Origin of the sequence: Helicobacter felis ATCC 49179 (genome assembly GCF_000200595.1) — a bacterium.
GTDB lineage: Bacteria > Campylobacterota > Campylobacteria > Campylobacterales > Helicobacteraceae > Helicobacter > Helicobacter felis.
This window is the reverse complement of record NC_014810.2, coordinates 1,316,339-1,341,034: the sequence shown is the minus strand read 5'-3', so window position 1 is coordinate 1,341,034 and position 24,696 is coordinate 1,316,339. Positions and strand designations below refer to the sequence as shown.

Sequence of the window (24,696 nt, the reverse complement as noted above, 5' to 3'; positions counted from 1 at the left end):
TGTAAATATTAGCATTAAGGAAGGTCATGGTCAATTTAGATTGGAATAATTTGGGTTTTGAGTATGTTAAAACAGATTTTCGTTTTGTAGCGCATTATAAAAATGGCGCATGGTCAGCGGGCGATTTAGTTAAAGATAACCAAATCACTTTGCACGAGGCCTCTCCGGCACTGCATTATGGGCAACAATGCTTTGAGGGTCTAAAAGCCTACCGGTGGCAAGATGGTTCGATCAATTTATTCCGCCCTGAGGAAAATGCCAAACGGCTTCAAAAATCCTGCCAACGCTTGTTGATGCCTCCTGTGCCCCTAGATTTGTTTCTCCATGCATGCACCCAAGTGGCTAAGGCCAATGCAAAATGGGTAGGGCCTTATGGATCGGGAGCGACACTTTATATCCGACCTTTAGTCTTGGGTGTGGGTCAGGGGTTAGGTCTACGTCCTGCGCCTGAATACATGTTTTTGGTTTTTTGCGCGCCTGTGGGGCCTTATTTTCAAGGGGGGATGCGCCCGGCTAATTTTGTTGTGTCTGAGTTTGATCGCGCCGCACCTCATGGCACGGGAGCTGTTAAAGTAGGAGGCAATTATGCGGGGAGTTTGCTCCCGGGCAAGTTGGCTAAAGAACAAGGTTTTAGCGACTGCGTCTATTTAGACCCCGCCACGCATACCAAGATCGAGGAAGTGGGAGCGGCTAATTTCTTTGCCATCTCTAAAAAAGGGGCTTTTGTTACCCCTTCTTCTCCCTCAATTTTGCCCAGTATCACGCGCATGTCCTTAGTGCATCTTGCTAGAGAAAAATTAGATTTAGAAGTGGTAGAGGGAGATGTTTTTATCAACGCGCTGGAGGATTATAGCGAGGCGGGCGTGTGTGGCACGGCGGCGGTGATTTTGCCCGTAGGAGGCATTTCTTATCAGGGTAAATTGCATGTATTTTATAGCCAAGAGAAGGCCGGACCCATTACCCAAAAACTTTATGAAACTTTAGTGGGCATGCAATTTGGCGACTTAGAGGCACCGCAAGGTTGGGTAGTTAAGGTTTCTTAGCATATGAATTAGTCAAGGAGGTTTTGTGAAGGATTTCCTGCTTAAGCTTTTATATGGAATGGCTTTAGCAGTGGTGATCGCTTTGGCTCCCAATGCGATCTTAGGGGCTCTGTTAAAGCCTTATCATCATATCCATGTCATCGCTTTATTTTTAGACGCGTTGGTGATTTTGCAGGCCTTAGTGTCTCTCATTACAGGCGTGTTGGTAGGGCTTGCCTTTCAATTTGATGCCAAAAAGTCTGCGATGATTGGTGTGGCGACTTTTGTCGCCTCAGGGGTTGTCAAACACACCCAGCATGGATTTATGCTAGTTGGTATTGGCGATCTGCTCAATGTGCTCATCATCGCTACACTAGCTGTTTTGTTGACTAAATGGTTGGGTGATAAGCTTGGATCTCTCATAGCGATTTTACAACCCATTGTAATTTCTGCCTTTTGTGGGTGTTTGGGGCTTTTGATTTTGCCTTACACGACCCAGATCACCAAAGAAATTGGCCACTTGATTGTATATTTTACGCAACTCCACCCATTACCTATGAGTGTGCTCATCTCCATGTCTTATGCAGTCATCATCATTTCGCCTATTTCCACGGTAGCTGTGAGTTTGATCATTGGTATCAATGGTCTAGCCTCAGGAGCGGCTAATTTGGGCGTTACAAGCACGACCGCCGTGCTTATCATTGGTTCTTTGCTAGCGCGTAATAAAATTGGCGTAGGGTTAGCCCTTTTGCTTGGCGGAATGAAAATGATGATCCCCAATCTTTTTAAGGCTCCCATCATGTACACTTGCATTATTGCTAATGGCATTGTGGGAGGGGTTATCACTTATGTTTTTCAAGTTACCGGAGATGCTAAAAGCGCGGGGTTTGGTATTGTAGGGCTCATCGGTCCTATCAAAGCCTATGAAGAAGCCTTAATCCATAATTTGGATCACCCTTTTATGCGCGTGCTTTTTGTCTATGCACTGTTCCCCTTTTTAAGCGCACTAATTTTACATTTTGTCTGTTGTAAACTTTTTAAGGGCTACAGCCACCGCATTTATCATTTCGAGACAACTTAAAGAATTGGGGGAATCTCCCTCCCCCACTTAGCGCACATTTTGCTATAATACGCCCTTACTAGATTAGCACAAAGGATGCCAATGGGGCAGGATATTCTAGATCAAATCCACGAAAAAATAGATGATTTGCTAGTCAAGATCGCTCTTTTAGAAGAGGAAAATAAGGAATTACAGCTTAAAAATGCGACTTTAGCTACTCAGCATGAGGAAAAAGATCGCCAAATTAATACCCTTTATGAGGAGATCGCAAGCAAGGATAAGCGATTGCAAGAACTCTATGATAAGGTTTTGAAAGCGTTTGAAACATGAGTGATGTCTTGCCCGCTCAGGTTATCGAAGTGAATATCGGTGGCAGGCGCTACAAAATCACTTTGGATGCAAGTTTTAGCCAAGAGGCTATTGATGAAATCAAAGACACTTTTCATCTCAAGGAGATCGCCCCTTTGGAACTTTTTAAGGCTTATCTCAACAAGGTGCGCGACACCTCCGAGCTTAATGCCCAGCTTAGGCAACTTTTAAATAAAATTCCCTAACTATTTGACATTGCCCATATCTGTAACTTTACCCCACATCAGGCGGTATTTGCGCTTCATAAATTCGATCTCCTCGCGCAACTTGGTGAGCTCATCTTGCAAAACTTCGATGGTGCGCTTGTCCTCATCATAAACCTCTTGCATCGAGATCACTGCATCTTTTAAAAAGACATTCTCATTTTTGAAAGCGTAAATCGCCTCATCTTTAGCCCCTATCACTTTGTCATGCAGACTTAAAATAGTGTTGATCGTTTTTTCTACAAAGATGGGATCGAGCGCATTGGTTCCCATGTTTTCTAACACAGCTGGATAGCCCGTTTTAGGCACAACATTTTTACCCACCATGCGTTTAGCTAGGACTTGAGTTGCGCTGTGCAAATCAACCCAAATATGCTCTTCATCGTGTTTGCTCAAAATGCTTTGATCTTGAATGAGAGTCAAAACCCTTTCTTTGGGCAACTTGGAAACTTCCAAAAACTCTTCTAATTCCATCCATGTTACTTCTTGTACCACTTCTTCCATTTCAACCTCCACGCAATATTTGGATTGCTTTTGCAATTCGATCTATTAAAAAATCCACATCTTCTAAGGTATGGCTATAGTGTAAACTCACACGCAACCAACCCGGTTTAACTCCCCTCTCTTGCAAAACACAGGAGCTGCTATCCTCCATACCAAGCAAATCATGCCCATAAGGTCCTGCGCACGAACACCCCGCTCGCGTTTCAATACCAAATTGGCAACTGAGCAAGCGCGCTAGGGCATAGCAAGACACCCCACTTGCATTAAAAGCTACATTGCCTAGCCGCAACGCATGAGGGTTGCCATAAATTTGCACGGCAGGAATCTGCCCTAGAGCATGCATAAACACTTTGGAGAGCATACTCTCACGCCGTCTAATAAAAGAAGTGCCCACTTCATTGCGCAGTTGCAAAGCCAAAGCCGCTCGATAGAGCTGTATAAGTCCATAGGTGCCCACCTCCTCGCGCGCATCTAGTGCCTCTGTGTACTCCTGTGTGCTACGACTCACATAGGTAACCACACCTCCTCCACTGAAGCTAGGGGGTAGAGTTGTGTCAATCAAATACTTTTTGAGGGCCAAAATCCCACACGCCCCAACACCTCCTAAGAGTTTGTGTGCTGAAAGAAAGAGCGCGTCAAAATCTGCGCCTACCAAGTTATCATGCGGACTAAAAGCTGCTGCATCAAAGGCCAAATGCGCTCGATAGCGTGCACAAAGCTTGGAAATCTCTTGATAAGGCACAATCATACCCGTAACATTAGAAGCCACACCCACAGAAACAAGAGTTTTAGATTTGCGTGGATGTTTTTGCGCCTCTTGTAAAGCCTCTTCTAGTTTTTCCAAAGAAAAAAGCCCTTGAGAATCCAACTCCAAACGCACCACCTCACACAACCCCTCACGCCAAGAGATTTCATTAGAGTGGTGCTCGTAAGGACCAATAATAACTTTTGGCAGGGAGAGACCCTCAAATTTACCTAAAATTTGACGGGTTTTAGGGGGGATATAAATCCCTAGAATTTCTTGAAAGCGTTTGATGGCATGGCTGGCCCCAAACCCGGAAGTTAAAATGATAAAATCCTCGCTCAAGCCTAAACTTTGTCTGATACGCTTCTTGCTCTCTGTATACACACACTGCATCAGGGCAGCGTGTTTTGAAAACTCTGAGTGCGCGTTTGCATAAAAGGGTAGGAGTTTCTGCACGCGTTTTTCAATCAAAGTGCTGGCCAATCCTGAAGCTGTCCAATCAAAGTAGCGCACACCCTCTTTTAAGATAAGACTTTCACGCACACAAGCAAGCTGTTGGATTTTGGGTTGTTTTTTGAGCAGGGGTGCGAAGGCCCTGTCTAAAAAGTGTTGAGTCTGTCTAGTTTCTAGTGGAGTTTGGGCCATGTGAGTTTAGCTCCCCCCAAAATATGAAAGTGCAAATGAGGCACTTCTTGCCCGCCATCACCACCAATATTAGTAATGAGGCGGTAGCCCTTTTGATCAAGTCCCAAAACTTTTACGACTTCTAAAATAAAGGCGTTAATATTTGAAGAAAGTTCGGGGGTGATGGCGTTAAAGTCTTTGACTCCCACTTTGGGGATCACGAGCACATGCACGGGAGCTTTGGGGTTAATGTCCTCAAAAGCCAAAAAATCCGAATTTTCTAAAACTTTCTTGCAAGGCAACTCTCCAGCGATAATTTTCTCAAAAACATTCTTTTCTGCCATGCGCATCCTTAACAATTTTGGGCGTATTATAGCTGAATTTGAGCGTTTAAAGTTAGGACACTTTTGTGTTACAATGCCCGTATTTGAAATTAAGGAATATGGAGTGGCAGGAAAAGTAGTTTTGAGAAACGAGGCAGGGGAAAGCAAGGTCTGCAAGGTGGGTTTTAGTTGGACCACTTTGTTTTTTGGCTTCTTCGTGCCTTTGTTCCGTAAAGATTGGAAATGGTTTGGGATTTTTTTAGCCGTAGGGATCATCGTTGGTGTTATGGCGGGTGAATCCTCGCCGGGCTTAGCTGCTTTGTCTTGGATTTTTCAAATTGTGATGGCTTTCATTTACAATAAAATCTACATCAACGGGCTTTTAAGCAAGGGCTACGCCCCCCTAGAGGAAGCCGATCGCAGTGTCTTAAACCTCAATGGCTGGCGTTTTTCTGAAGGAAACTAGAAATTGTAGCTTACAAGCATTATATACCCAAAAGTTACCTATTTTCTCAAGAGGTGTTGTTTATATTGTGAAAATGATAGCGTGCGGAATACTGGCGGGCATAGCTTGTCTTTTGTGTTATACTGCCCGCATTTAAGAATGAGGAGCTTGCAGTGGCTGGGAAAGTGGTCTTAAGAAACGAAGCTGGAGAGAGTAGAGTTTGCAAGGTGGGTTTTAGTTGGACCACTTTGTTTTTTGGCTTCTTCGTGCCTTTGTTCCGTAAAGATTGGAAATGGTTTGGGATTTTTTTAGCCGTAGGGATCATCGTTGGTGTTATGGCGGGTGAATCCTCGCCGGGTTTAGCTGCTCTGTCTTGGATTTTTCAAATTGTGATGGCCTTCATCTATAATAAAATCTACATTAACGGGCTTTTAAGCAAGGGCTACGCTCCCCTAGAGGAAGCCGACCGCAGTGTCTTAAACCTCAATGGTTGGCGTTTTTCTGAAGGAAACTAGAAATTGTAGTTTAAATACACTGTAACCGAACGCCCCGGTCCGGGCTCCCTGCCTGTGGGGCTGGTGCCAATCCCTCGAAAATAGTATTTCATATCAAAGATATTATTCACCTGCAAACTGCCCGTAATTTGATGCCGCCCGCTTTGCCAAAACACTTGGCTGAGTTGCACATTCCACACCCAATACCAAGGCAAGAGTCCCACACTATTACAACCATAAGTCGCCCCATCAACACTATAGCCCACAAATTTAAAGCAGGCGGTTTTAGGGGTGGCTTGGTTAAGCACAGAGGAATAAGCGCGGCTATAAAAATAGCTAGAAAGCCCAAAAGTGGTTTTCTTATAAGTATAGCTCATGTCAAAGATGAATTGATTAGGACTGACATAGGGGAGTCGCTTGCCTTTAAGATTAAAGGGATGATTGACAATGCCTTGAAAATAGTTCGCATTATCCTGCGCGTTGTTGGTGATGCGCGCATCGACATAAGTATAAGCCACATGGAATTGCAAACCCCTGATGGGGGCGTAGTAAAGCTCCAATTCCACGCCCTGACTCTTGGCATTAATGTCTAAAGCATTGCTTCCATACCCGCCACTATAATAGTGGTTGGCAAGAATCACAAAGTAGTTCGCGTTAAAACTCAAGAGATTTTTATAGGAGTAGCGCGATCCTACTTCAAACTCGTTAAAGATTTGGTTGTAGTTAGTGGAAAAAATGCTCACTGATTTTGCTTGAGGTGGGATGAAGCTACGGCGGTAGTTGAAATACATCACCCAGCCATCCAAGGGTTTATACCCCAAATTGAGTGCTGGACTCCATTGGTTGTCTGTCTTTTTAATGGTCTGAGAGGTGCTAAATTGTCCATTGGCAGGGTTGACATTTTGGGGCAATACTTTTTTGTAATCTAGGAAAGTGTAGCGAAACCCGGGGGTTAGCACCAATTTGCCTTGAAAAAATTCCCATTTATGACTCATATAAAACACAACATAATTGTTAAACATCTCTAAATTTTGACTTGGCTTTTTGACATAAGTGAAACCAGACATGTCGCATGTGCCATTACTAAGCAAAGTGCATTTGTTTTCTAAAAACCGAAACCACATATTGCTAGACATATAGCGCATACCAATTTTAAAAGTGTGTTTAATATGCTTGGTCTGCCAAACTATATTGGTGTTAGGCTCGATAGCGTTGATAAGATAACGGCGGGGGTGATCGCCAATATTAAAACCATTGTAATTTTGGTTGGTATAGACCTCTCCTAAACTAGGGTTTGTATTGACATTGAGAAAGTTCGAGTCGAATTGGAAATCCCGACTGATGTCATGCCCATAGTAGCTAAGGGTGAAATCCCCACCTACTTTAGAGGTGTCGCCAAAGAAAGTTTGATACACCGCTCCCCAGCGCATCGCTTTACCGCTTTTGTCATTATTGGGGCGGTTGTTTTGAAAACGATTTTGCTCGTAAGCCTGCACACCTAGAGATCCCGGATCGGTCAAGAAAAACTTGTAATACTGATAATAAGCCGTGATCTTGTGGTTTTCGTTAATTTGATAGAGCGCGTCTAAAAGGTAGTTTTGGATATTGGTGGGACTCTTGGCACGGAAACCCTGCCCAGCAATGTAGTTAGCCTGCACCTGCACGCCAATGTGGTTATTAAACATCCCTCCGCTTTTTAAATAGGTGTTGTATAAAAAGTTATTGGCTAGAGTTTTGATCAAGGATTGTCCTTGAGCCGGTCCGACAAACCCCCCATTGCTCGCGCGCCCCCACGCGGTCATGCGCTCAGAAATTTGGTTTTCCCACTTATTAGGAATAGGCTTAGTGATGATGTTGATCACGCCTCCAAAGGCATTAGGTCCATACTGCACACTCTCCCCACCCTTGATCACGCTGATACGATCGACCGATTGGAAAGTTACCGGGAAAATGGGCATGCCAATATCCACATAGGGCGCGACATATGCTGGAATCCCATTGATTAAGATCAATCCCGTATTGCTATGCCCTGAACCCCCGCCTCCAAAGCCTCTTACAGAGAAACTAGGCACAGCACCTACACCGGTAGCGTTGCGGATATGCACCCCGGGCACATTTTGCAGGGCTTCTTCGATGCTTTGATTAGCTTGTTGGGTGAGTTGTTTGTGCGAGATGACGGTTTGGCTACCCAGATAGTTTTTCACCTCCGGGCTGCGCCAGCTTTTGGGAGCTTCTTCATTGAGTGTGGCTCCTGTGGCTTCTACTTTTTTGAGGCGATGGGTTTCAATACCCTTTGCGCCCAGCACCAAACAACCCCCACATAGCAATACCAAAGACCTACGCATAATTCTCCTTTAAAAATGAGGGGGCATAATATAATATTAATTATAAGAATTAAATTAATTAAAAATGGCGATTGCTTAAAGATGAAAAGTTGTTTTAAAGCGACACGATCGCACACGCAAGACCGATTGCAGGTGCGTTTGAGAAGATTCCTAAAATAACCTGCCCCCAAAGGGGGCATTGTGCCTAGAAGAAAGTGTAGCGCTGGGCTAGAGGCACTTGCGAGGTGGGTTTAGAGGTGCAGAGTTTGCCATCTACAAAGACCTCGAAGGTTTTCGGATCGACGGTGATTTTTGCCGTTTTGTCGTTGAACTTGAAGTCTTTCTTGGTGATGTTACGGCAGTTTTTGACCGGTAGAACTTGGCGCTCTAAGCCCAGCTTTTCTTTCACGCCATTTTCATAGGCGACTTTGGAAACAAAAGTGATGCTGGTGTCAAATTTCGCCTTGCCGTGATGCCCAAACATTTCGCGGTAATAAACCGGTTGGGGAGTGGGCACAGACGCGTTAGAATCGCCCATTTCAGAGAAGACCACCATACCGCCTTTGATCACGATTTTGGGTTTTACGCCAAAAAAGGCAGGATTCCACACCACCAAGTCGGCGATCTTGCCCTCTTCCACAGAGCCGATATACTCGCTCACGCCGTGGGTCAAAGCGGGGTTGATAGTGTATTTGGAGATGTAGCGCTTAATGCGGAAATTATCGTTATCTTTGCCATCTTCAGGAAGCTTACCAAATTCTTTTTTATTCTTATCCGCAGTCTGCCAAGTTCGAGGAATCACTTCGCCTGCACGCCCCATTGCTTGCGAATCCGAGCTTGTCATCGCGATCACACCCATATCATGGAGCACATCTTCAGCCGCGATAGAGCCGGGGCGGATACGGCTTTGAGAAAATTGTAAATCCTCGCGGATGCGTTTGTCTAGGTGGTGGCATGTCATGAGCATGTCTAAGTGTTCTGCAACCGTATTAATGGTATAGGGAATAGTGGGGGTGGTGGAGGAGGGTAGAATATTGAGCTCGCCTGCCATGGTGATAACATCAGGTGAGTGTCCTCCACCCGCTCCCTCAATGTGGTAGGCATGGATGGCGCGCCCGTTCATTGCATTTAGGGTGTCATCTACATAACCTGCCTCATTGACTGTATCGGTGTGGATACAAACTTGCACATCGTATTCATCTGCCACGCTCAAGCAGTGATCGATCGCACTTGGTGTTGTGCCCCAGTCTTCATGCAATTTAAAACCAATCGCGCCCGCTTCTACTTGTTCTACAAGTTGTTTTTTGCTAGAGCTATTGCCTTTGCCCAAAAAGCCCACATTCATAGAATACTCTTCTGCTGCGCGCAACATGCGGTGCAAGTTCCATTTGCCCGGAGTGATAGTAGTCGCATTCGTGCCATCTACAGGACCTGTGCCGCCTCCAAACATGGTTGTAACGCCATTGGCTAGAGCGGTAGGGAATTGTTGTGGAGAAAGGAAGTGGGTGTGTGAATCGATTCCCCCAGCGGTAATAATCATACCTTCCCCTGCTAGTGCTTCTGTGCCCACACCCACGACCATATGAGGGCTTACGCCATCTTGCATGTCCTTGTTTCCTGCCTTGCCAATGCCATGGATTTTGCCGTTTTTAATCCCAATGTCGGCTTTGTAAATCCCGGTGTAGTCGATAATCATCGCGTTAGTGATGACTAAATCTAGGGTGTTTTCATCAGGGCTATTGCTCTGACCCATACCCTCACGGATAGTTTTACCCGCGCCAAATTTAAGTTCTTCGCCATAGGTGGTATAGTCATGTTCTACTTCTGCCCAAAGATCGGTATCTCCTAAGCGCACTTTATCGCCTTTGGTGGGTCCGTAGGTATTTACATATTCTTGTTTTTTCATTTTCATGGGAGTCTCCTTACTTGATAAATCCGTGAGATTTCGCCTTGTCAAGCGCTTTATGTTTATGGCGTTCATCCGCGATGTTATTCACAAGCCCGTTCATGCCAATCACTTTTTTACTGCCACCAAGAGGAATCAACTGCACTTTGCGGGTTTGTCCTGCCCCAATGCGTAGCGTGTTGCCAGAGGGAATATCTAGGCGTTTGCCATAGGCTTTTTCACGATCGAATTTTAGTGCCTTGTTAGCTTCAAAGAAGTGGAAATGGCTACCCACATGCAAGGATTTAGGCCCTTCATTAGTAACCTCAAGTTCGGTTACTTCTTTGCCTGCATTGAGCTCGATGTCTTTATCGCAACCAAATTTCACTTCGCCCGCTTTGAAGTGCTCATCTGGTTCGATGGGCCAATTCACAGTTACAAGTTTCGTACCATCAGGAAAGGTGGCTTCTACACCTAGATCGGGAACCATATTACCCACCCCGGGCATTACTTCATCTTTTTTCAAAAAGTGCATGCACTCTTCCATAAGCTGGGCAACGGTTTTTTTTCCACGGCGCGCTTCGTCCATAATATGGGCACTAATGTAAGCAATGGCTTCGGGTTGGTTGAGCTTTAAGCCCTCTGCTTTGCGCTTTCTAGCCACTTCGCCCGCATAATATAACAAGAACTTTTCTTGCTCTTTGGGTGTGAGTTTCACCTATTACTCCTTGTGTTAAATTTTAAAGGCAATGGGATTATAGTCCTAATTTCGTTACTTTTTATTAACTTTTTAATATAAGTAATAATATTATTATATATGATAATAAGAATTATTAAAAAATTAATAATAGTATTAACAAGTTGTAATTTACCACCCACAAAACGGATCAATATGTGCTTGAAGTGTTGGAAAATCTTCTAGGGGTTTTGGATGACTCGACCCATGCGCTTGGTAGGGTTGTGTGCCTTGATTTATGCGAGCGGAGAAGCGTTAGAATTTGGGCAAATGGGAGGCGTTAGCCCGGCAATGGGCGGAGCGGGGGTTGCCCTAGAAGATTCTGCATGGGGGCTTTATTATAACCCCGCCTTGTTGGACATAGACACGCGTAAAACGATCAAGATTGGAATTAGTGTTGGGGCACGCGCTAGCGGGCACAATTTGCCCAGTTTGGTTGGAGCTACAGCAAGGGATGGTGTCCCTTTTAGTATTAAAAATGGGCTTTATATGAGCACTCAAGATGGCGTGGCGCTTCAGTTGCGCATGGACCACAAAGACAAGAAAACCAAAGTAAGAAAGGGACTTGGGGCTGTTGGAATAGGCTTGTTTATTAACGCCTTTGGACAGGCCCAATCCCTAAAATCTAGCACCAATGCGATGGCTTTAAAAGCACTAGGTTTAGGAAGTCTTAATGTGGGGTATGCCAAAGCTTTTGATTTTAAGAAGGGTGGCACGCTCGCATTAGGTGCGAGTGTAGGCTACATGTATAGCATGTCCTTAGAGGCCTCAGGGCAACGCTTTAGCAAAATTAAAACCTTATTATCTCAAAAAAACTTCAGGGAAAAACAAAGTCATTTTCTTTTAGACTTGGGCATGGTGTATAAAATTGTGGGTTTGAGCGTGGGAGTGGTGGTTAAAAATGTCAATAAACCTACCATACGCTACAAAATGGGTAACATGACGAAACAAGCAGTGATCGGACCTCAAGCCCGTCTAGGTTTGGCTTATCGTTGGCGTTGGTTGGACCTAGTTGCAGATATAGATCTCACTTCCAATAAAACCCTTGCTTTTGATGGTTATAGTCGTATGGTGGGAGGGGGGATTGGATTCAATTTCCCCTTTGGTTTGGGATTGCGCTTTGGAGCGATGGGCAATATCGCTAAACAACAGGTTTTGCAACAAGGCGTGATCTTGACCGGAGGTTTGCGCTATACAATTTTAAATCTTGTAGGGATTGATCTTTCTGTGCAATCGGGTTTAAAACGCATGGGTGGTAACAAAGCGCTACAAGGCGCTGTTCAAGAAGCCCTATACGCTCAACTTGTCCCTGCCACACTGAAGTTCCCTAATTATTTTTCCCTCAGGCTTGGGTTGAATGTCGAGTTTTGATTTGATGTGTTAGAATTAACGTTCAATTAAAAGTAAAGGATTGGTTAATGAAATCGGCGCGTTTGTTAGGTTTATGCGCTTGCTTATATGGTCATTTGGGAGCGTTGGAATTTGGACAAATGGGGAACACCAGTTTTGCGATGGGCGGAGCGGGGGTTGCCCTAGAAGATTCTGCGTGGGGACTCTACTATAACCCCGCCCTACTCGATTTGGACGCAAGAAGTAAATTGGGCTATAGTTTTGGCGCGTCTGTAGGGTCAAAAAATATTTTTCCATTAGTTTCTGCGTCCTCTTCTGCTGCAGCATTGAGTGGCCTTGATCTTACAGATTTGCTTAAGGGAGGCCAACAAACAACAGGATCAAACACCACCAGCATACAAACGCCAATCACTTTTAAAGCGAACGAGGATGGAAAGATAAAAGATATCATAGCGCTTGCCAATGCGACATCCAACCTTTTTAAAAGCAATGGTGTGTTTTTAAATTCTCAAAATGGGTTAGTTCTACAAATCCATCCTCGTGTTAAACGCAGAGGCGGTATAGGCACTTTTGCCTTTGGTGTGTTTGCTAGCGGTTTTATAGGTGGCAGTCTCAAAATTGATCCGCAATATAACCAACTCATCGCAAATGTATCAATTCCTCCTACTTCATCAAATGGAGGCACTCAATATAAGGTGAGCGCTACGTCTGACAGCCTCACTCTTAGCGCAAGCTCTCAACAAAATTTTAATGACTCCTCCTTGTTTTCACCAAATGCTAAAGATATTCTTGCTCTGCGTGCTTTAGTTTTAGGAAGTGTGCCCCTTGGTTATGCAAAGGGGTTTGATTTTAGAAGAGCAGGCAAACTCTCCGTAGGGATTGATGCGCGCTATATTTACACCATGAGTTATGGCGTTTCAGCAAGCGGTAATCTCAATACCCTCGTAAATAAAGGAGACCAACTTATAGGCGATCTCACCTCGTTTAGCATGAATTCCATTGTGCGCCAAAGCACTTTTGGTATTGATTTAGGACTTGCTTATCGCATCAAGGGCGTGAGTGTGGGGTTAGTTGGCAAGTATCTCAATGCTCCCAAGATTCGCTTTAATGATGGCTCTTCTATGCGCATCGATCCGCAGGTGCGCTTGGGGCTTGGGTATCGTTGGAAGTGGCTAAGTTTGGCTTGGGATTTGGATTTGACTTCTAATCAAACTATGATGCTAGGCAGATATAGCCGCATGACCGGCGGGGGGATTATGGCACATTTTAAATGGTTTGCTCTCAAATTTGGCGCGATGGGCAATATTTCTGAAAAAGGCTTGCATCAGGGGATCATTTTGACAGGTGGGATTCGCCTCTTTAAAGTCCTAGATATTTCTGTCCAATCTGGGCTACAGAAAACTGCATTGGGAGGAATTAAGATCCCCAACTACATGGCCCTGCGCTTAGGCGGGGGCTGGGAGTGGTAAAGATTGTTGGCGGGAAACCGCCAATAAAAATATTACTTTTGTTCAGCTTGCTCGGATTTTTTGAAGTTTTTTACCAGCCGCTCATAGGACTTGAAATTTTGCGTGTGTAAGTCTTGAGCGATTTTTTGCATACTCTTGGCATAAATTTTTGAAAGCACTTCATCAATGTTTTTCTCAAATTTTGCGCCGTGCACAGGGGTTACATGGCTGATGGGCATGAAACCTCCTGAGCTAGTGCGTTGTTGGCTCACGCGCACATGGGTTCTAACTTTATAGCTAGGCAATTCCATACTGGACATGTGAAAAGCACTTTTGCTCTTAGGTTCGATGAGTTTAAGGCGCATAAACCCAGTTGAAATGTCGGTAATGTTTTCTTCAATACTCTTTTTATTTTTAGAAAGCGTCATGTCTGTATCTTCCAAAATATCAATAAAAGCGCTCACATCTACAAGAGCAAAAACGCTCTCTTGTTGTTCAGGGCTGAGTTTGTCTAAAGGGGCGACCACCACCGAACAGCCCCGAGCTTTGAGCATGCTCGTAATTTGGGCCTGCAAAGATTTTACAAATTTATCACGCAAATCTGTAGGCACATTTTTGCTAAAATCAATACTCAAAGGGGCTAAGGCTAGAGTGTAGTGATTTTTAGGTTGTGCCTTTTCGTGCAGATCGTAGACATATTTGCCTGCAGGCGCGGTGGCAGCATAAGTCAAACTAGAAAAACCCAAAAATGCACATAGGGCGAGCCTTTTATACATACAAAAGTTCCTTTTTAAAAAAAATTTTTAGGATACTAACTTAAAAACTATGAATGCTAGCTTAACGCTTTTTTAAAAAACGCATCGCCAACTTGAGCATCCGCATCACCAAATTAAATTTTTTACGGCTATCCCAAAAAGAAGCCCCACGGCGACGCTTGGCCATCTTTTACCCTAACACGAATAGGTGGTCGCAAATTCCACAGGATGGGGTTTGCTCTCCCAAGGAAAAACTTCAGATGTAAACTTAAAGCTTTGATAGGCCTGAATAAATTCCTCGCTAAAAACCTCGCCTTGCTTGAGATAATTTTTATCGGCCAACATCTCCTCTAGGGCACTTCTTAGCGTGTGTGGCAATTGCTTGATCCCCTTATCACGGATTTCATCTAGGGTCAATTCAAAAAGGTTGATGTCCATAGGTTCACCCGGTTCACTTTTTTGAGTGATGCCATCCAAACCAGCCATCAAAATAGCTGCAAAAGCTAGATAAGGATTTGAAGAGCTATCTGGAAAACGCAACTCAAAGCGCGCACCCTTACCGCTCACTCCATAGGGAATACGCACGCTAGCACTCCTATTTTGTGCAGAGTAACTCAAAATGCTAGGGGCTTCAAAACCCGGAATCAAGCGTTTATAAGAATTACTAGAGGCGTTAGTAAAGGCAGCCAAACTCCTAGCATGTTTGAGAACCCCTCCTAAGAAATGCAAGGCTTGTTGGCTAAGGTTTTTGTAAACATTTCCGCCAAAAAGATTCACATTGTTTTTCCAAATACTCACATGGGTGTGCATCCCGCTCCCGTTATCTCCATAAAGAGGTTTGGGCATGAAAGTCGCTGTTTTTCCATTGAGATGGGCTACCATTTTAACGACATACTTGAGTTTTTGCACATTGTCTGCTGCTTCTACTAAATCCCCAAAACGCACCCCCACTTCGCCTTGCGCTTGTGCGACCTCGTGATGCACCACATAAGTTTCTAGCCCCACTTGATTTAATACCTTGACAATCTCGGCCCTCAAATCCATCATGGTGTCTGTAGGTGGTGTGGGTAAATACCCTCCTTTATGTCCTGTTCTGTGTCCAAAATTCACCCCTCCCTCAAAGCTTTTATCGCGATTCCATTCGCCCTCTTCACTATCGATCTCATAATATTGGCAATTTGCACTGTCTTTAATTTTAATAGAGTCAAAGATAAAAAACTCATTCTCCGCCCCAAAATACGCCATATCTCCCATACCAGATTCTTTGAGGTAACGGAGCGCTTTTTTAGCAATACTGCGCGGGCATTTTTCATAATCTTGTTGCTTGTAAACATCCCAAACATCACAAAATACAATCACCGTGATGTCCGCACTAAAGGGATCTAAAAAATAGCGGATGAGATCGGGACGCAGGATCATATCAGATTTATCAATGCTCTGCCATGCCTTAATAGAGCTTGCATCAAAAGGAATGCCCTGTTTTAGCAAATCCGCATCCACGGCTCCCATTGAGTACCCCATATGATTCCAAGTCCCCTTGACATTGGTAAAACGGAAGTCTACAAACTCTACCTCTTTCTCTTTGCAAAAGGCAAAAAACTTTTCTATATCTGTATCGCTGTTATGGATGTCCATGTCCACCTTTCTTAATTTTGACTTATTTTAACATGTGCAGACTAAAAAACGCCACGCTAGGTCTAGGCCTTAGAATTGGGGTTAAGTTCACAATAGTGTGTGTGATAATGAGAGGTCATCCGTGCCTCTAATTCTGCGTACCAATCCGTGCTAAAATCTGGCTCATAAGCTTCCAACAGGACCATTCTAAGGCGAGTGGCCTGCGATCTTAAGGGTTTTGTGTCCAAAATTTTACGAGTATTGAGCAATAAAACGGGTTGAATCTTGAGTTTAAAGCGCTCGGCTAACACCTTAGCACCGGGTTTAAAGGGCAATAAATTCTCCATACCCTTCCCTCGCGTGCCTTCTGGAAAAATCACCAGAGGGCGGTTTTGATCAAGTTTTTCTTTCGCCATTTTAAGCAAAGAAGCCAAACCTCGCCGATCTTGGCGATCGATTAAAATCATCTCTGTAGTCTTGAGCGCGTGGCCATAATAAGGAACTTCTCCTAGTTCTCTTTTGGCGATCCAGCAGATATTACGAGGATGATAGGCTTCTAAGCAAACAATATCAATAATGCTTTGGTGGTTGAGCACAATCAAGGTTGCGCTAGGGTCAAACTCCCCCACTTTTTCTAAACGCGTGCCCATTAAAGGAAAAAATATTTTACACCATCTGCGCGTCCGCATCGAGTTATTTTGTTTGCGGGTAAAAAAATTGCAGATAATGATTGCACCTAGTCCTAAACCCACCACTAGGAGGGCATACACCCCGCGTATTTTACTCCACATCGCTTTTCTTCACCCAGCCAATTTTTTCATCTTGAGTCATGATTTTATAATACCCTCCATGCGCGCCGATGATCTCTACTTTTAAGGCATTTTTAGAAGTTCCTAGCAAGGTGGAGTTAGCCGTAGGGAGAATTTTGATCTCTTTATTGGCCAATAACACTCCGCTACGATAGGTAAAGAAAATATTCCATAAAAGCACCCCTACTAAAATCGCGGCCACTCCTAAAACGCTCTTTTTGTAAGGAATGAGAAAAAAGAGGGCTAGAGCTAAAAGGATAAAGAACAAGAGCACAAAGTTAGAGAAAAGCAAGAAATTATTTTTGGGTTTGAGATTACTTTGGGTGCTCACGGTTTCCTCTACAGGAATCACCGCAAAATGCACTTCTTGAAATTGCCCACTCTCTAGGGAAAAATAGTTAAAGGATAGCTCACGCCAACTCTTTGGCACAATGCAATAGTAAATCCCTTGCGCATTATCTAAGGAAAAATGCGCGCTCTCAAAGCCTTGTTTCATCCCACCTGCAATCTTTAGATCTTCCAAGTTTGCGCCCTTGGCGTTCACTTCAAAGACCACAATATTGTGAGAAGCATCATATTCTTTAGTCTTATAACCCACAATCTTAAAATTTTGGGCGACCACGCCTGCATAGTTAGGGTGATCTCCAAGATCAATAACATTAAGAGGGATACTCGGGGTAGTGGCTGTGTCTAAGTAGCCTTGATCTTGCACAAATGCGCTCACCTTAAGAGCAGGGATAGCCGCCTTAGTCCCCATCACCTTATACAAGTAAGTTGCGCTCAAACTCCCATCTTGTCCTGCCTTCCATACAGGAGTGAAGTTAAGCCGTTTGAGCTGTTTGCTATTTGGGATATGGAGCAACTCTGCTCCTAAAAACTTGGCTTGAGAAAAGAGTAAAACGCTGTAGTGCACAGCAAGCACCTGCCCCACATAAACGCTTTTAGCCCCGATTTCTTGAGCATCAAGCGCCTTAATATAAATGACCTTTGTTTGTGTATTCTCAGCCTCTGCGCACAAGAAAGCCCAAAACAAAAGCCAAATTCCTAAAAATATCCGCAAGGGTTTCCCCTACTTTTTTGTGTCTTTTTTATTGGCCATCAAAATGTCCCACACTTTTAGAGTGTCAATAGCGACCTTGAGTTGGATATCCGCACTAATATCTTTAGCTGTGATGGGCTTTTCCTCTTTATTAGAAGCAAACATCTTCGATTTGAGATTTTTTGAGTTCTTTTTATCCAAATCATGGAGCTCTTGCTCTAAGTGGTGTTTTAAATCCGCCTCTTTGATGCTAAAGCTATTATCCTCTTTGGGCACAGGACCGGGGTGAATTACAATGTCAGGCTTGATTCCTACTGCCTGAATGGTGCGCCCGCTGGGCAGATAGTAGCGCGCGATGGTGATCTTAATCGCCTCTTCTCTGCCCACAGGGAAAGTGGTTTGTACACTGCCCTTACCAAAGGTGTCTTCTCCAATAATAATGGCGCGCTTGTGATCTTGCAGGGCTCCTGAGACAATTTCACTCGCGCTCGCCGTGCCTCCATTCACCAAAACCGCAATGGGCAAATGCGCATAAGGCGCGCGCCCAGTGGCGCGATAAGCAATGTCCTCAGATTGGATACGCCCTTTTTGGGACACAATGAGTCCCTGCTTGATAAAGAGATTGGAGAGATCGATGGCTTGGTTGAGCAACCCGCCCGGATTAGAGCGCAAATCTAGCACAATACCCTCTAATTTGGGAACTTTTTTAAGTTCAGTAAGCACACCCTTAACCACATTGCGATCAAAGGAATTGACACGCACATAGAGATAGTTTGTGCCCTCGATCTTTTTGGCATGCACAGACTTAATTTTAATAATGTCGCGCAACATTTTGATCACCAAAGGCTTACTCTCAGATTTGCGCACAATGGTCAATTCAATGGGGGTTTTGGGTTTGCCCCGCATCAAGTTTACAGCATTATCAATAGTCATGCTCAAAGTGCTCTCAGAGTTGATCTTTAAGATCACATCCCCAGCTTTGATTCCAGCCCTAAAAGCGGGTGTGTCATCTAGAGGAGCGATCACAGTGAGCGCGCCATCGCGAATCCCCACAGTGATCCCAAGACCGCCAAATTCCCCTTCAGTCTGAGCTCTAAAATCTCTAAATTTTTTGGGAGTGAGATAAGAAGAGTGTGCGTCTAAATTGCTCATCAAACCATCAATGGCTTTATCTACAATATCATTAATGCTCACTTCATCCACATAATAATGCTCAATTTGTTCTACAACACTGGAAAATTTCTTTAACGCATTGATGCGTTCTTGAGTTGTGAGCTTGTAATTCTTTTTAAGACCTGGCTGAGTGATTTCGCTCTGGCTTGCTTCTAGCGCATTTATCACCAAAAAAACACTCAATACAGAAGAAACCACCCCCGCCATGAAAAATTTATTCATCACTGCCCTTTATGCACTTTAAACCGGGCATTCTATCCAAAACTCCTTGATTTTACAATAATCCTTAAGGGCGATGTTGGGTGTGTGTGCGCTCAAAACAACCAGCCTTTTTCTTTTCAAATATTTGGAATATTTCACTATGTCAAGCCGTATGCCACACCAATGCCCGGTAACGCGATCGCCCTCTACACACCCTGCCCACAACACTTAAACGCACCCGATGCGCGCGCGCCCGTCTGCTCATGGCTAAATAATCTTTAGGCGCAAAACAAAAGAGCATTTCGTATTCTTCTCCGCTTTTGTAAGCGCGCGTGCGGGGTTTGTGCAACTTAAAAGCGAGGCGATTGATCGCACTTAGGCGGTTGCATTCGCTCAAAAGTCCATCGGAAATATCTAGTCCTGCATGCAAGAATTGACGCGCGCCAGTTATAAAGCGCGCATGCTTTAAATACGGGGTGATGAACTTGTTTTTAGGGCTCACCTTGCCCCCCCTAAGTAGAGTTTGCAGGGCTTTATAACTCTGTCCTAGTGTGCCTGTGTGCGCAATGAGATCGCCCAAGCGCGCGCCCTTGCGCTCTAAGAGTTTGCGCGCCCTGCCTAGCATGGTGATGCTCAAATGCAGGCGATCCCCCACTGTGGTATCTCCGCCAACAATACGAATCTTAAATTCCTCGCATGCGCGCTTGAACCCTGCCACCAAAGCACGGATCGCGCTTTTATCCATGTGTCTATCCAAGCTCACTCCTAACAAAGCGTGCGTGGGCGTGGCGTTCATGGCAATCATATCGGAGATATTGACCACCATCGCCTTATAGCCAATGCGCTCAAAACCCAACCATTCGGGTTTGAAATGCACATTTTGGGCAAAAATATCTAGTGCGATCACCGCTCTCTTAAAGGGGGGTAGTAACACCCCATCATCTCCAAGCCCCCAAGTGATCCCGCTAGCCTGCAGGGTCTTTAAAAAATACGCTTCAAGATCCAAGTTTCATACTCATATCCACCCACACCGCTTGGTGGATGAGCGCCCCACTACTAATGGCATCTACCCCACTTTGCGCGTAGGCTAAAATATTCTCTTGGGTGATATTCCCGCTCGCCTCTAATAGCACCAAAGGGTAATGCGCGTTGCGGTAGGCGACCACTTCTTGAATATCTTGTGCGCTCATGTTATCGCACATCACAATGTCCGCGCCCACTTGCATAACCTCCTTAGCCATATCCACGCTATCGCACTCTATTTCAATCTTAGCCGTCCATGGGAGTTGTTGGCGCGCTTTGCGCATGAACGCCTGCAGATCGCCAATATGAGCTAAATGCGTGTCTTTGAGCATGAGCGCGTCATCTAGCCCTAAGCGGTGGTTTTGTGCCCCCCCATTGCGCACCGAATACTTTTCAAACACCCTTAAAAGTGGGCGGGTTTTGCGCGTGTCTAGCAACTTTAAGGGCAAACTTTTAAGCATGGCCACATAGCGTGCGGTGTGGGTGGCAATCCCGCTAGAATGCTGTAAAATGTTCAAAAGCACGCGCTCAATTTTGAGCAAGAGGGCATAATCTCCCCATAGTTCTAAAAGAATGTCTTTAGAGGCGTAGGGCGCGCCATCTTGGATATTCCATACCCTCCTAATGCCCATGTGCTCTAAGAGCATGTCCGCATACAAGTGCCCGGAAAACACGCCCTCCTGTTTGGCAATCACGACCGCCTTGACTTCCTTAGGTTCTGCCAATCTCTCAAAGAGATCACCTGAGCCTAAATCTTCTTGCAGGCATGCGTCTAAAAAGGCGAGAATAGCTGGGTCTTTCATGAAAGCTCCATCATGCGATCTAGAGCAACTTTGGCGAGCGCGCCAATTTGTGGATCGAGTTGTACGCAATTATAAGGGCGATGATTCTTATAGGCTTTAAGCACCTCAAAAAGGTCTTGCAAAGTGGTTTCGTTCATGGTCGGGCATTCGGGCAGAGTGCTCGAGAGCACAAAAGTAGTTTGTTCCCCTTGATAGGAGGGACGCAGGCGTTGGATAAAATTAAACTCTGTGCCCACGGCGACCTTTTGCTCTAGGGGCAAGCTTCTAATGAATTTGAGAATTTGACTGGTTGAGCCCACAAAATCGGCTAACTCCACTACGCTAGGATCGCACTCAGGGTGCACTACGATCAAAATCCCGGGATATTTTTGCTTAAAAAATTCCACATCGCTAGGTTTAAAGAGTTGGTGCACGGCACAAAAGCCGTTATAGTTGATCACATCAGCTTGTATGATCGCCTCCTTAGAGTCCATGCCCAAAGTCGCGCTTTTCAAGCCATGCATGTGGGCTAAGTTCGTGCCCAAACAGCGATCGGGTAAAAAGAAGATTTTTTGCCCCTTTTGGCGCGCGTGGGCAAAAATCTTAGAGGCGTTGGCACTGGTGCATACCAGTCCCCCTAGTGCGCCCACTTTTGCCTTGACCTGCGCGCTGGAGTTGATATAGGTAATGGGGAGGAGATTAAAAAGCCCATAGCTATTTAACACTTCCAAAGAGCGATCAAAATAGTTTGAATCGATCATGCGTGCCATCGAACAACAGGCGAGTTTGGGCATGATGACTTCCTTATGGGGAGCTAAAATTTTCACACTCTCGCCCATAAAACCCACCCCACAAAAGACGATCAAATTCTTAGGGTGCGCACTGGCTTGGCGCGCAAGCTCCAAACTATCCCCTACGATGTCGGCTAGGGCTACGATCTCATCTTTTTGATAAAAATGCGCCACTAACAGCGCGTCTAAATCCTCTAAAAGGGTTTTAATGCTTTGGGTCAATTCATCCATGAGTCTCTCCGATGGGGTGTAGCGTGCTTAAAAATTCCCCAAAACGCGCCTTGTGGTAGAGAGTGTCTGGGGGCATAGAGCAATCGCGCACAAAAAGTACAATGGTAGAGCCCATTTCAAAACGCCCTAGCTCTGCTCCCTTAGTTAGAGTGATGGGCGGATCGTAGCGCTTTATACTTAGGGGAGGATTGGTAGGGGCGTTGGTGTGGATGCTAGAATCAAAATGCATCACAATCTGCCCAACATTGAGCGCGCCCACGGCCACAAAGTAAAGCAGTGCACCCCTAGGGTCTTTAGCCACCACCACCACCCGCTCATTACACACGAACAAATGGGGGTGCTTATGTAAAGCCGAGTCGTTAACAGGAAAGAGCAAACCGGAGAAGTGGCGCGTTTCTAAAATCTGCAGATCGCAGGGGGCGTGGAAGCGGTGGTAATCTTTAGGTGAGAGGTAAAGGTTAAAATAGCTGTAAGATTCTTCTAGTTGTGAGCCTAGTAGCGCGCCCACTAGATAGGCTTTGCCCTTGATTTGCAAGGCTAGCCCCTCTTGCACACTCCCACATTCTTTGAGCACGCCATCACAAGGAGAGAGGAGGGCGTGAGGGTTTTGATCTAAGGGGCGGGGGTTCTTGAGTTCTCTAGTAAAAAGGGCGTTGAGAGTGGGATAGGATTCAAGGGGAGCAAACTCGCTTAAATCAATCTTGAAAATCTTAACATAGATTTTATTGATGAGTTTTTGAAAGGGGGTAGGAAAAGCACAGCGGGCAAATTTGCCAAAAAGCCTTGAGGCGGTGTTAGAGAGTGCCATTACTGCATGTCCGCTAGTTTTAGAATAAATTCGATCTCACCCTTGCCGGTGCGCAATTCTTTAGCAATAGAATCCACACTCCAGCCCTCCTTATACATCTTGATCACCTTTTTTTCATCAATGTCATCATTACTAGGGGTGAAGTGTCCGAATTCTTTAAATTTATTCTCTAGGACGATGATTTTTTCTTCCAAATAGTCGCGCTCTTTTTGGATAGAGTCTTGAATTTCTTTAATGTGGGCGTAAAGATTGCTCAAACTGGCGTTGAGGTTATTATTCACTTCATTTTTCACACTCGCCCCAATGCTGGAGGCGTTGAACTCAGCTTGCATTTGGCTCTCTTGAATCCATTTGCGGATTTTGTAAATCTCTTGGTTGATGGTATCTAGGGCTTTTTCTAGTTGTTTGGTTTTGCTCACAAATTCCTTATCCTTGATGTAGCTATAGGCGATCAAGCATAAGAAAATCAAGAGCACCACCCCCGTGATGATCCAAGTGAATTCATTCGATCCTAATTGCATGTTTTTAAACCTTTCAAACTGGCTAATTCTTGGGCAGCAATGTAGCTATCCATTTCTTTAATGTGGGCAGGGTGCATGCGCGCCACTTCTAAGAGTTTGGCATCAAAAGCGCGCGCGCTCAGAGCAAAGACACGATAAGGTGCATTGGGCAGAGAAAAGCGCAGATAATACGCGCAATTGAGCTCAAACAAGGGATCGCGCACGCCTAAAACCCCATGCCCTAACACCTCTAAAAGTCCCTGAGATTGCAGGGGAATAAAATGTCTTTGCTTAATCTCTAAGGCCTGTTCAATACGCATGAGTTTGTCATAAATATCGCTCAACGCCTTAAAAAGCATCGCGTCTTGATCCTTGCCATGGCTTAAAGCTTCCCAAGGGCGTGCTGTTTCACTTTGAGCTAATTGGAGGTATTCTTCTTCAAAATGGGGATCGTAGGGGGCGTATTCTAGCGGGATCGCACAGCGCACCAAGCGGGTAAAATGCCCATGTTGGTGGCAAATTTCCCTAAAACTCTCTAAATTTAGTTCAGGCATACAGACGCACTCCCCCATCTAGCAGAATGAATACAAAGAACACCACGCCCAAATAGCCATTGCTCACAAAAAAGGCTTTGGGAATGTTTTTGAAATCTCTATGCACTAAAAGTTGTTCATAAACCAAGATTCCTATAGACACTACTAGCCCGCTAAAAGCCAACCATCCCAAAGAGGCGCACCACACAAATCCCCCCCAGCACAGCACGGCTAAAACATGCGCTAAACGCGAAAGCTCTAAAGTTTTTTGCGCGCCAAACTTGGCCGGCACAGAATGCAATCCCACACGCTTGTCAAATTCCATGTCTTGCAGGGAATAGAGCAGATCAAAGCCAGCCACCCAGAAAACCACACCCAAAGCTAGAAACACACTCCAAAGCGGGATTTCTCCTAGCACGGCGACTACTCCGGCAATGGGAGCTAGCCCCAAGCTCACCCCCAAGATCACATGGGCTAGCGCGCTAAAGCGTTTCATGTAAGAATATCCCCCCAAGACCAGCAAAAAAGGGAAAGAGAGAACAAAGGCTAGGGCATTGATGAGGTAACTCACGCCCACAAAGAGCAGGGCGTTTAAAACACAAAAGAGGATTAAGCCCCCAAGCTGAATGCGCCCATCCACGCTAGGACGGCTTTGCGTGCGGGGGTTGTTGCGATCAAACTTGCGATCCACGAGGCGGTTAAAACCCATCGCAAAATTGCGCGCGCCCAACAGAGCCAACAAGCAGAGCAATAAGAGTTCAGGCCCACACCACAGACTAGCATAACGCTGCACACTGGCGACCACAATGGCGATTAAAATAAACATGCTCGAAAAAATAGTATGTTCTAACGCGACCAGCTCGCCAAACAGCTTGATCCTAGCCCACATCTCTGACCTCATTTCC

Annotated in this window: 26 protein-coding genes; 8 read left to right on the top strand and 18 right to left on the bottom strand. The window is 45.1% G+C overall.

Annotation, left to right across the window (positions count from 1 at the left end):
- The first annotated feature begins 26 nt into the window (after nt 1-26).
- The 4 genes from HFELIS_RS06825 (at nt 27) to HFELIS_RS06810 (ending at nt 2,636) form a co-directional block, all read left to right on the top strand.
- Complete coding sequence (locus tag HFELIS_RS06825; protein ID WP_013469815.1) at nt 27-1,043, top strand: branched-chain amino acid aminotransferase; 1,017 nt, start codon at nt 27-29, stop codon at nt 1,041-1,043.
- Nucleotides 1,044-1,068: 25 nt separating this feature from the next.
- On the top strand, nt 1,069-2,103 hold the full coding sequence (locus HFELIS_RS06820; protein ID WP_013469814.1) for a PTS sugar transporter subunit IIC: 1,035 nt from the start codon (nt 1,069-1,071) through the stop codon (nt 2,101-2,103).
- A gap of 81 nt (nt 2,104-2,184) precedes the next feature.
- The gene (gene zapB, locus HFELIS_RS06815; protein WP_013469813.1) at nt 2,185-2,412 is read left to right on the top strand and encodes a cell division protein ZapB; all 228 of its coding nucleotides are present in this window, start codon (nt 2,185-2,187) and stop codon (nt 2,410-2,412) included.
- Nucleotides 2,409-2,636 (top strand): hypothetical protein, encoded by a 228-nt coding sequence (locus HFELIS_RS06810; protein WP_013469812.1) that lies wholly within the window; start codon nt 2,409-2,411, stop codon nt 2,634-2,636. The genes zapB and HFELIS_RS06810 overlap by 4 nt, the downstream gene beginning before the upstream one ends.
- Here the strand turns inward: HFELIS_RS06810 and HFELIS_RS06805 are convergent, their stop codons facing one another.
- The 3 genes from HFELIS_RS06805 to HFELIS_RS06795 are packed head-to-tail and all read right to left on the bottom strand — an operon-like array spanning nt 2,637 to nt 4,871.
- Nucleotides 2,637-3,158, bottom strand: a complete 522-nt coding sequence (locus HFELIS_RS06805) for a DUF3972 domain-containing protein (protein WP_013469811.1) — start codon at nt 3,156-3,158, stop codon at nt 2,637-2,639.
- A 1-nt stretch (nt 3,159) separates the two neighbouring features.
- Nucleotides 3,160-4,548 carry an aminotransferase class V-fold PLP-dependent enzyme gene (locus HFELIS_RS06800; protein WP_013469810.1) on the bottom strand — a complete coding sequence of 463 codons (1,389 nt, stop codon included), beginning with the start codon at nt 4,546-4,548 and terminating at the stop codon, nt 3,160-3,162.
- Nucleotides 4,530-4,871: a histidine triad nucleotide-binding protein gene (locus HFELIS_RS06795; protein ID WP_013469809.1), complete on the bottom strand. Its 342-nt coding sequence runs from the start codon at nt 4,869-4,871 to the stop codon at nt 4,530-4,532. Before HFELIS_RS06795 ends, HFELIS_RS06800 begins: the two co-directional genes overlap by 19 nt.
- Before the next feature lie 73 nt (nt 4,872-4,944).
- On the opposite strand from HFELIS_RS06795, the gene HFELIS_RS06790 reads away from it, so the two are divergent.
- Complete coding sequence (locus HFELIS_RS06790; RefSeq protein WP_013469808.1) at nt 4,945-5,316, top strand: hypothetical protein; 372 nt, start codon at nt 4,945-4,947, stop codon at nt 5,314-5,316.
- Nucleotides 5,317-5,468: 152 nt separating this feature from the next.
- Entirely contained in the window at nt 5,469-5,810 is a 342-nt protein-coding gene (locus HFELIS_RS06785) for a hypothetical protein (protein ID WP_013469807.1), read from the top strand.
- On the opposite strand, the gene HFELIS_RS06780 is transcribed toward HFELIS_RS06785, so the two are convergent.
- The 3 genes from HFELIS_RS06780 to ureA form a co-directional block, all read right to left on the bottom strand.
- Entirely contained in the window at nt 5,807-8,134 is a 2,328-nt protein-coding gene (locus HFELIS_RS06780) for a TonB-dependent receptor family protein (protein ID WP_013469806.1), read from the bottom strand. The genes HFELIS_RS06785 and HFELIS_RS06780 overlap by 4 nt on opposite strands.
- 184 nt (nt 8,135-8,318) lie before the next feature.
- On the bottom strand, nt 8,319-10,025 hold the full coding sequence (gene ureB, locus HFELIS_RS06775; RefSeq protein WP_013469805.1) for an urease subunit beta: 1,707 nt from the start codon (nt 10,023-10,025) through the stop codon (nt 8,319-8,321).
- A 10-nt stretch (nt 10,026-10,035) separates the two neighbouring features.
- The gene (gene ureA / locus HFELIS_RS06770; protein ID WP_013469804.1) at nt 10,036-10,716 is read right to left on the bottom strand and encodes an urease subunit alpha; all 681 of its coding nucleotides are present in this window, start codon (nt 10,714-10,716) and stop codon (nt 10,036-10,038) included.
- Nucleotides 10,717-10,929: 213 nt separating this feature from the next.
- Here ureA and traF (HFELIS_RS09380) point away from each other — a divergent pair, with 213 nt between their 5' ends.
- The gene (traF, locus tag HFELIS_RS09380; protein ID WP_013469803.1) at nt 10,930-12,105 is read left to right on the top strand and encodes a conjugal transfer protein TraF; all 1,176 of its coding nucleotides are present in this window, start codon (nt 10,930-10,932) and stop codon (nt 12,103-12,105) included.
- A gap of 47 nt (nt 12,106-12,152) precedes the next feature.
- Nucleotides 12,153-13,553, top strand: a complete 1,401-nt coding sequence (traF, locus tag HFELIS_RS06760) for a conjugal transfer protein TraF (RefSeq protein WP_013469802.1) — start codon at nt 12,153-12,155, stop codon at nt 13,551-13,553.
- A gap of 32 nt (nt 13,554-13,585) precedes the next feature.
- Here traF (HFELIS_RS06760) and HFELIS_RS06755 read toward each other — a convergent pair whose 3' ends face one another.
- The 12 genes from HFELIS_RS06755 to mqnP form a co-directional block, all read right to left on the bottom strand.
- Nucleotides 13,586-14,308, bottom strand: coding sequence for an HpaA family protein (locus HFELIS_RS06755; protein ID WP_013469801.1), 723 nt, complete (start codon nt 14,306-14,308; stop codon nt 13,586-13,588).
- Nucleotides 14,309-14,482: 174 nt separating this feature from the next.
- Complete coding sequence (gene glnA / locus HFELIS_RS06750) at nt 14,483-15,922, bottom strand: type I glutamate--ammonia ligase (RefSeq protein ID WP_013469799.1); 1,440 nt, start codon at nt 15,920-15,922, stop codon at nt 14,483-14,485.
- Nucleotides 15,923-15,984: 62 nt separating this feature from the next.
- On the bottom strand, nt 15,985-16,692 hold the full coding sequence (locus HFELIS_RS06745) for a 1-acylglycerol-3-phosphate O-acyltransferase (protein ID WP_013469798.1): 708 nt from the start codon (nt 16,690-16,692) through the stop codon (nt 15,985-15,987).
- Entirely contained in the window at nt 16,682-17,770 is a 1,089-nt protein-coding gene (locus tag HFELIS_RS06740; RefSeq protein WP_231844160.1) for an SH3 domain-containing protein, read from the bottom strand. Before HFELIS_RS06740 ends, HFELIS_RS06745 begins: the two co-directional genes overlap by 11 nt.
- Before the next feature lie 9 nt (nt 17,771-17,779).
- A complete protein-coding gene (locus tag HFELIS_RS08795; protein WP_013469796.1) occupies nt 17,780-19,144 on the bottom strand; it encodes a S41 family peptidase in 1,365 nt (454 codons plus the stop codon).
- A gap of 142 nt (nt 19,145-19,286) precedes the next feature.
- On the bottom strand, nt 19,287-20,129 hold the full coding sequence (locus HFELIS_RS06730; RefSeq protein ID WP_013469795.1) for a thiamine-phosphate kinase: 843 nt from the start codon (nt 20,127-20,129) through the stop codon (nt 19,287-19,289).
- Nucleotides 20,119-20,949 (bottom strand): carboxylating nicotinate-nucleotide diphosphorylase, encoded by an 831-nt coding sequence (gene nadC, locus HFELIS_RS06725; RefSeq protein WP_013469794.1) that lies wholly within the window; start codon nt 20,947-20,949, stop codon nt 20,119-20,121. The genes HFELIS_RS06730 and nadC overlap by 11 nt, the downstream gene beginning before the upstream one ends.
- On the bottom strand, nt 20,946-21,950 hold the full coding sequence (nadA, locus tag HFELIS_RS06720; protein WP_013469793.1) for a quinolinate synthase NadA: 1,005 nt from the start codon (nt 21,948-21,950) through the stop codon (nt 20,946-20,948). The genes nadC and nadA overlap by 4 nt, the downstream gene beginning before the upstream one ends.
- Nucleotides 21,943-22,758, bottom strand: a complete 816-nt coding sequence (locus HFELIS_RS06715) for a phosphatidylserine decarboxylase (protein WP_013469792.1) — start codon at nt 22,756-22,758, stop codon at nt 21,943-21,945. The genes nadA and HFELIS_RS06715 overlap by 8 nt, the downstream gene beginning before the upstream one ends.
- Nucleotides 22,758-23,279 (bottom strand): DUF6115 domain-containing protein, encoded by a 522-nt coding sequence (locus HFELIS_RS06710; protein ID WP_013469791.1) that lies wholly within the window; start codon nt 23,277-23,279, stop codon nt 22,758-22,760. Before HFELIS_RS06710 ends, HFELIS_RS06715 begins: the two co-directional genes overlap by 1 nt.
- Nucleotides 23,270-23,812 (bottom strand): hypothetical protein, encoded by a 543-nt coding sequence (locus tag HFELIS_RS06705; protein WP_013469790.1) that lies wholly within the window; start codon nt 23,810-23,812, stop codon nt 23,270-23,272. The genes HFELIS_RS06710 and HFELIS_RS06705 overlap by 10 nt, the downstream gene beginning before the upstream one ends.
- Nucleotides 23,805-24,680, bottom strand: coding sequence for a menaquinone biosynthesis prenyltransferase MqnP (gene mqnP / locus HFELIS_RS06700; protein ID WP_013469789.1), 876 nt, complete (start codon nt 24,678-24,680; stop codon nt 23,805-23,807). The genes HFELIS_RS06705 and mqnP overlap by 8 nt, the downstream gene beginning before the upstream one ends.
- Nucleotides 24,681-24,696 lie beyond the last annotated feature (16 nt).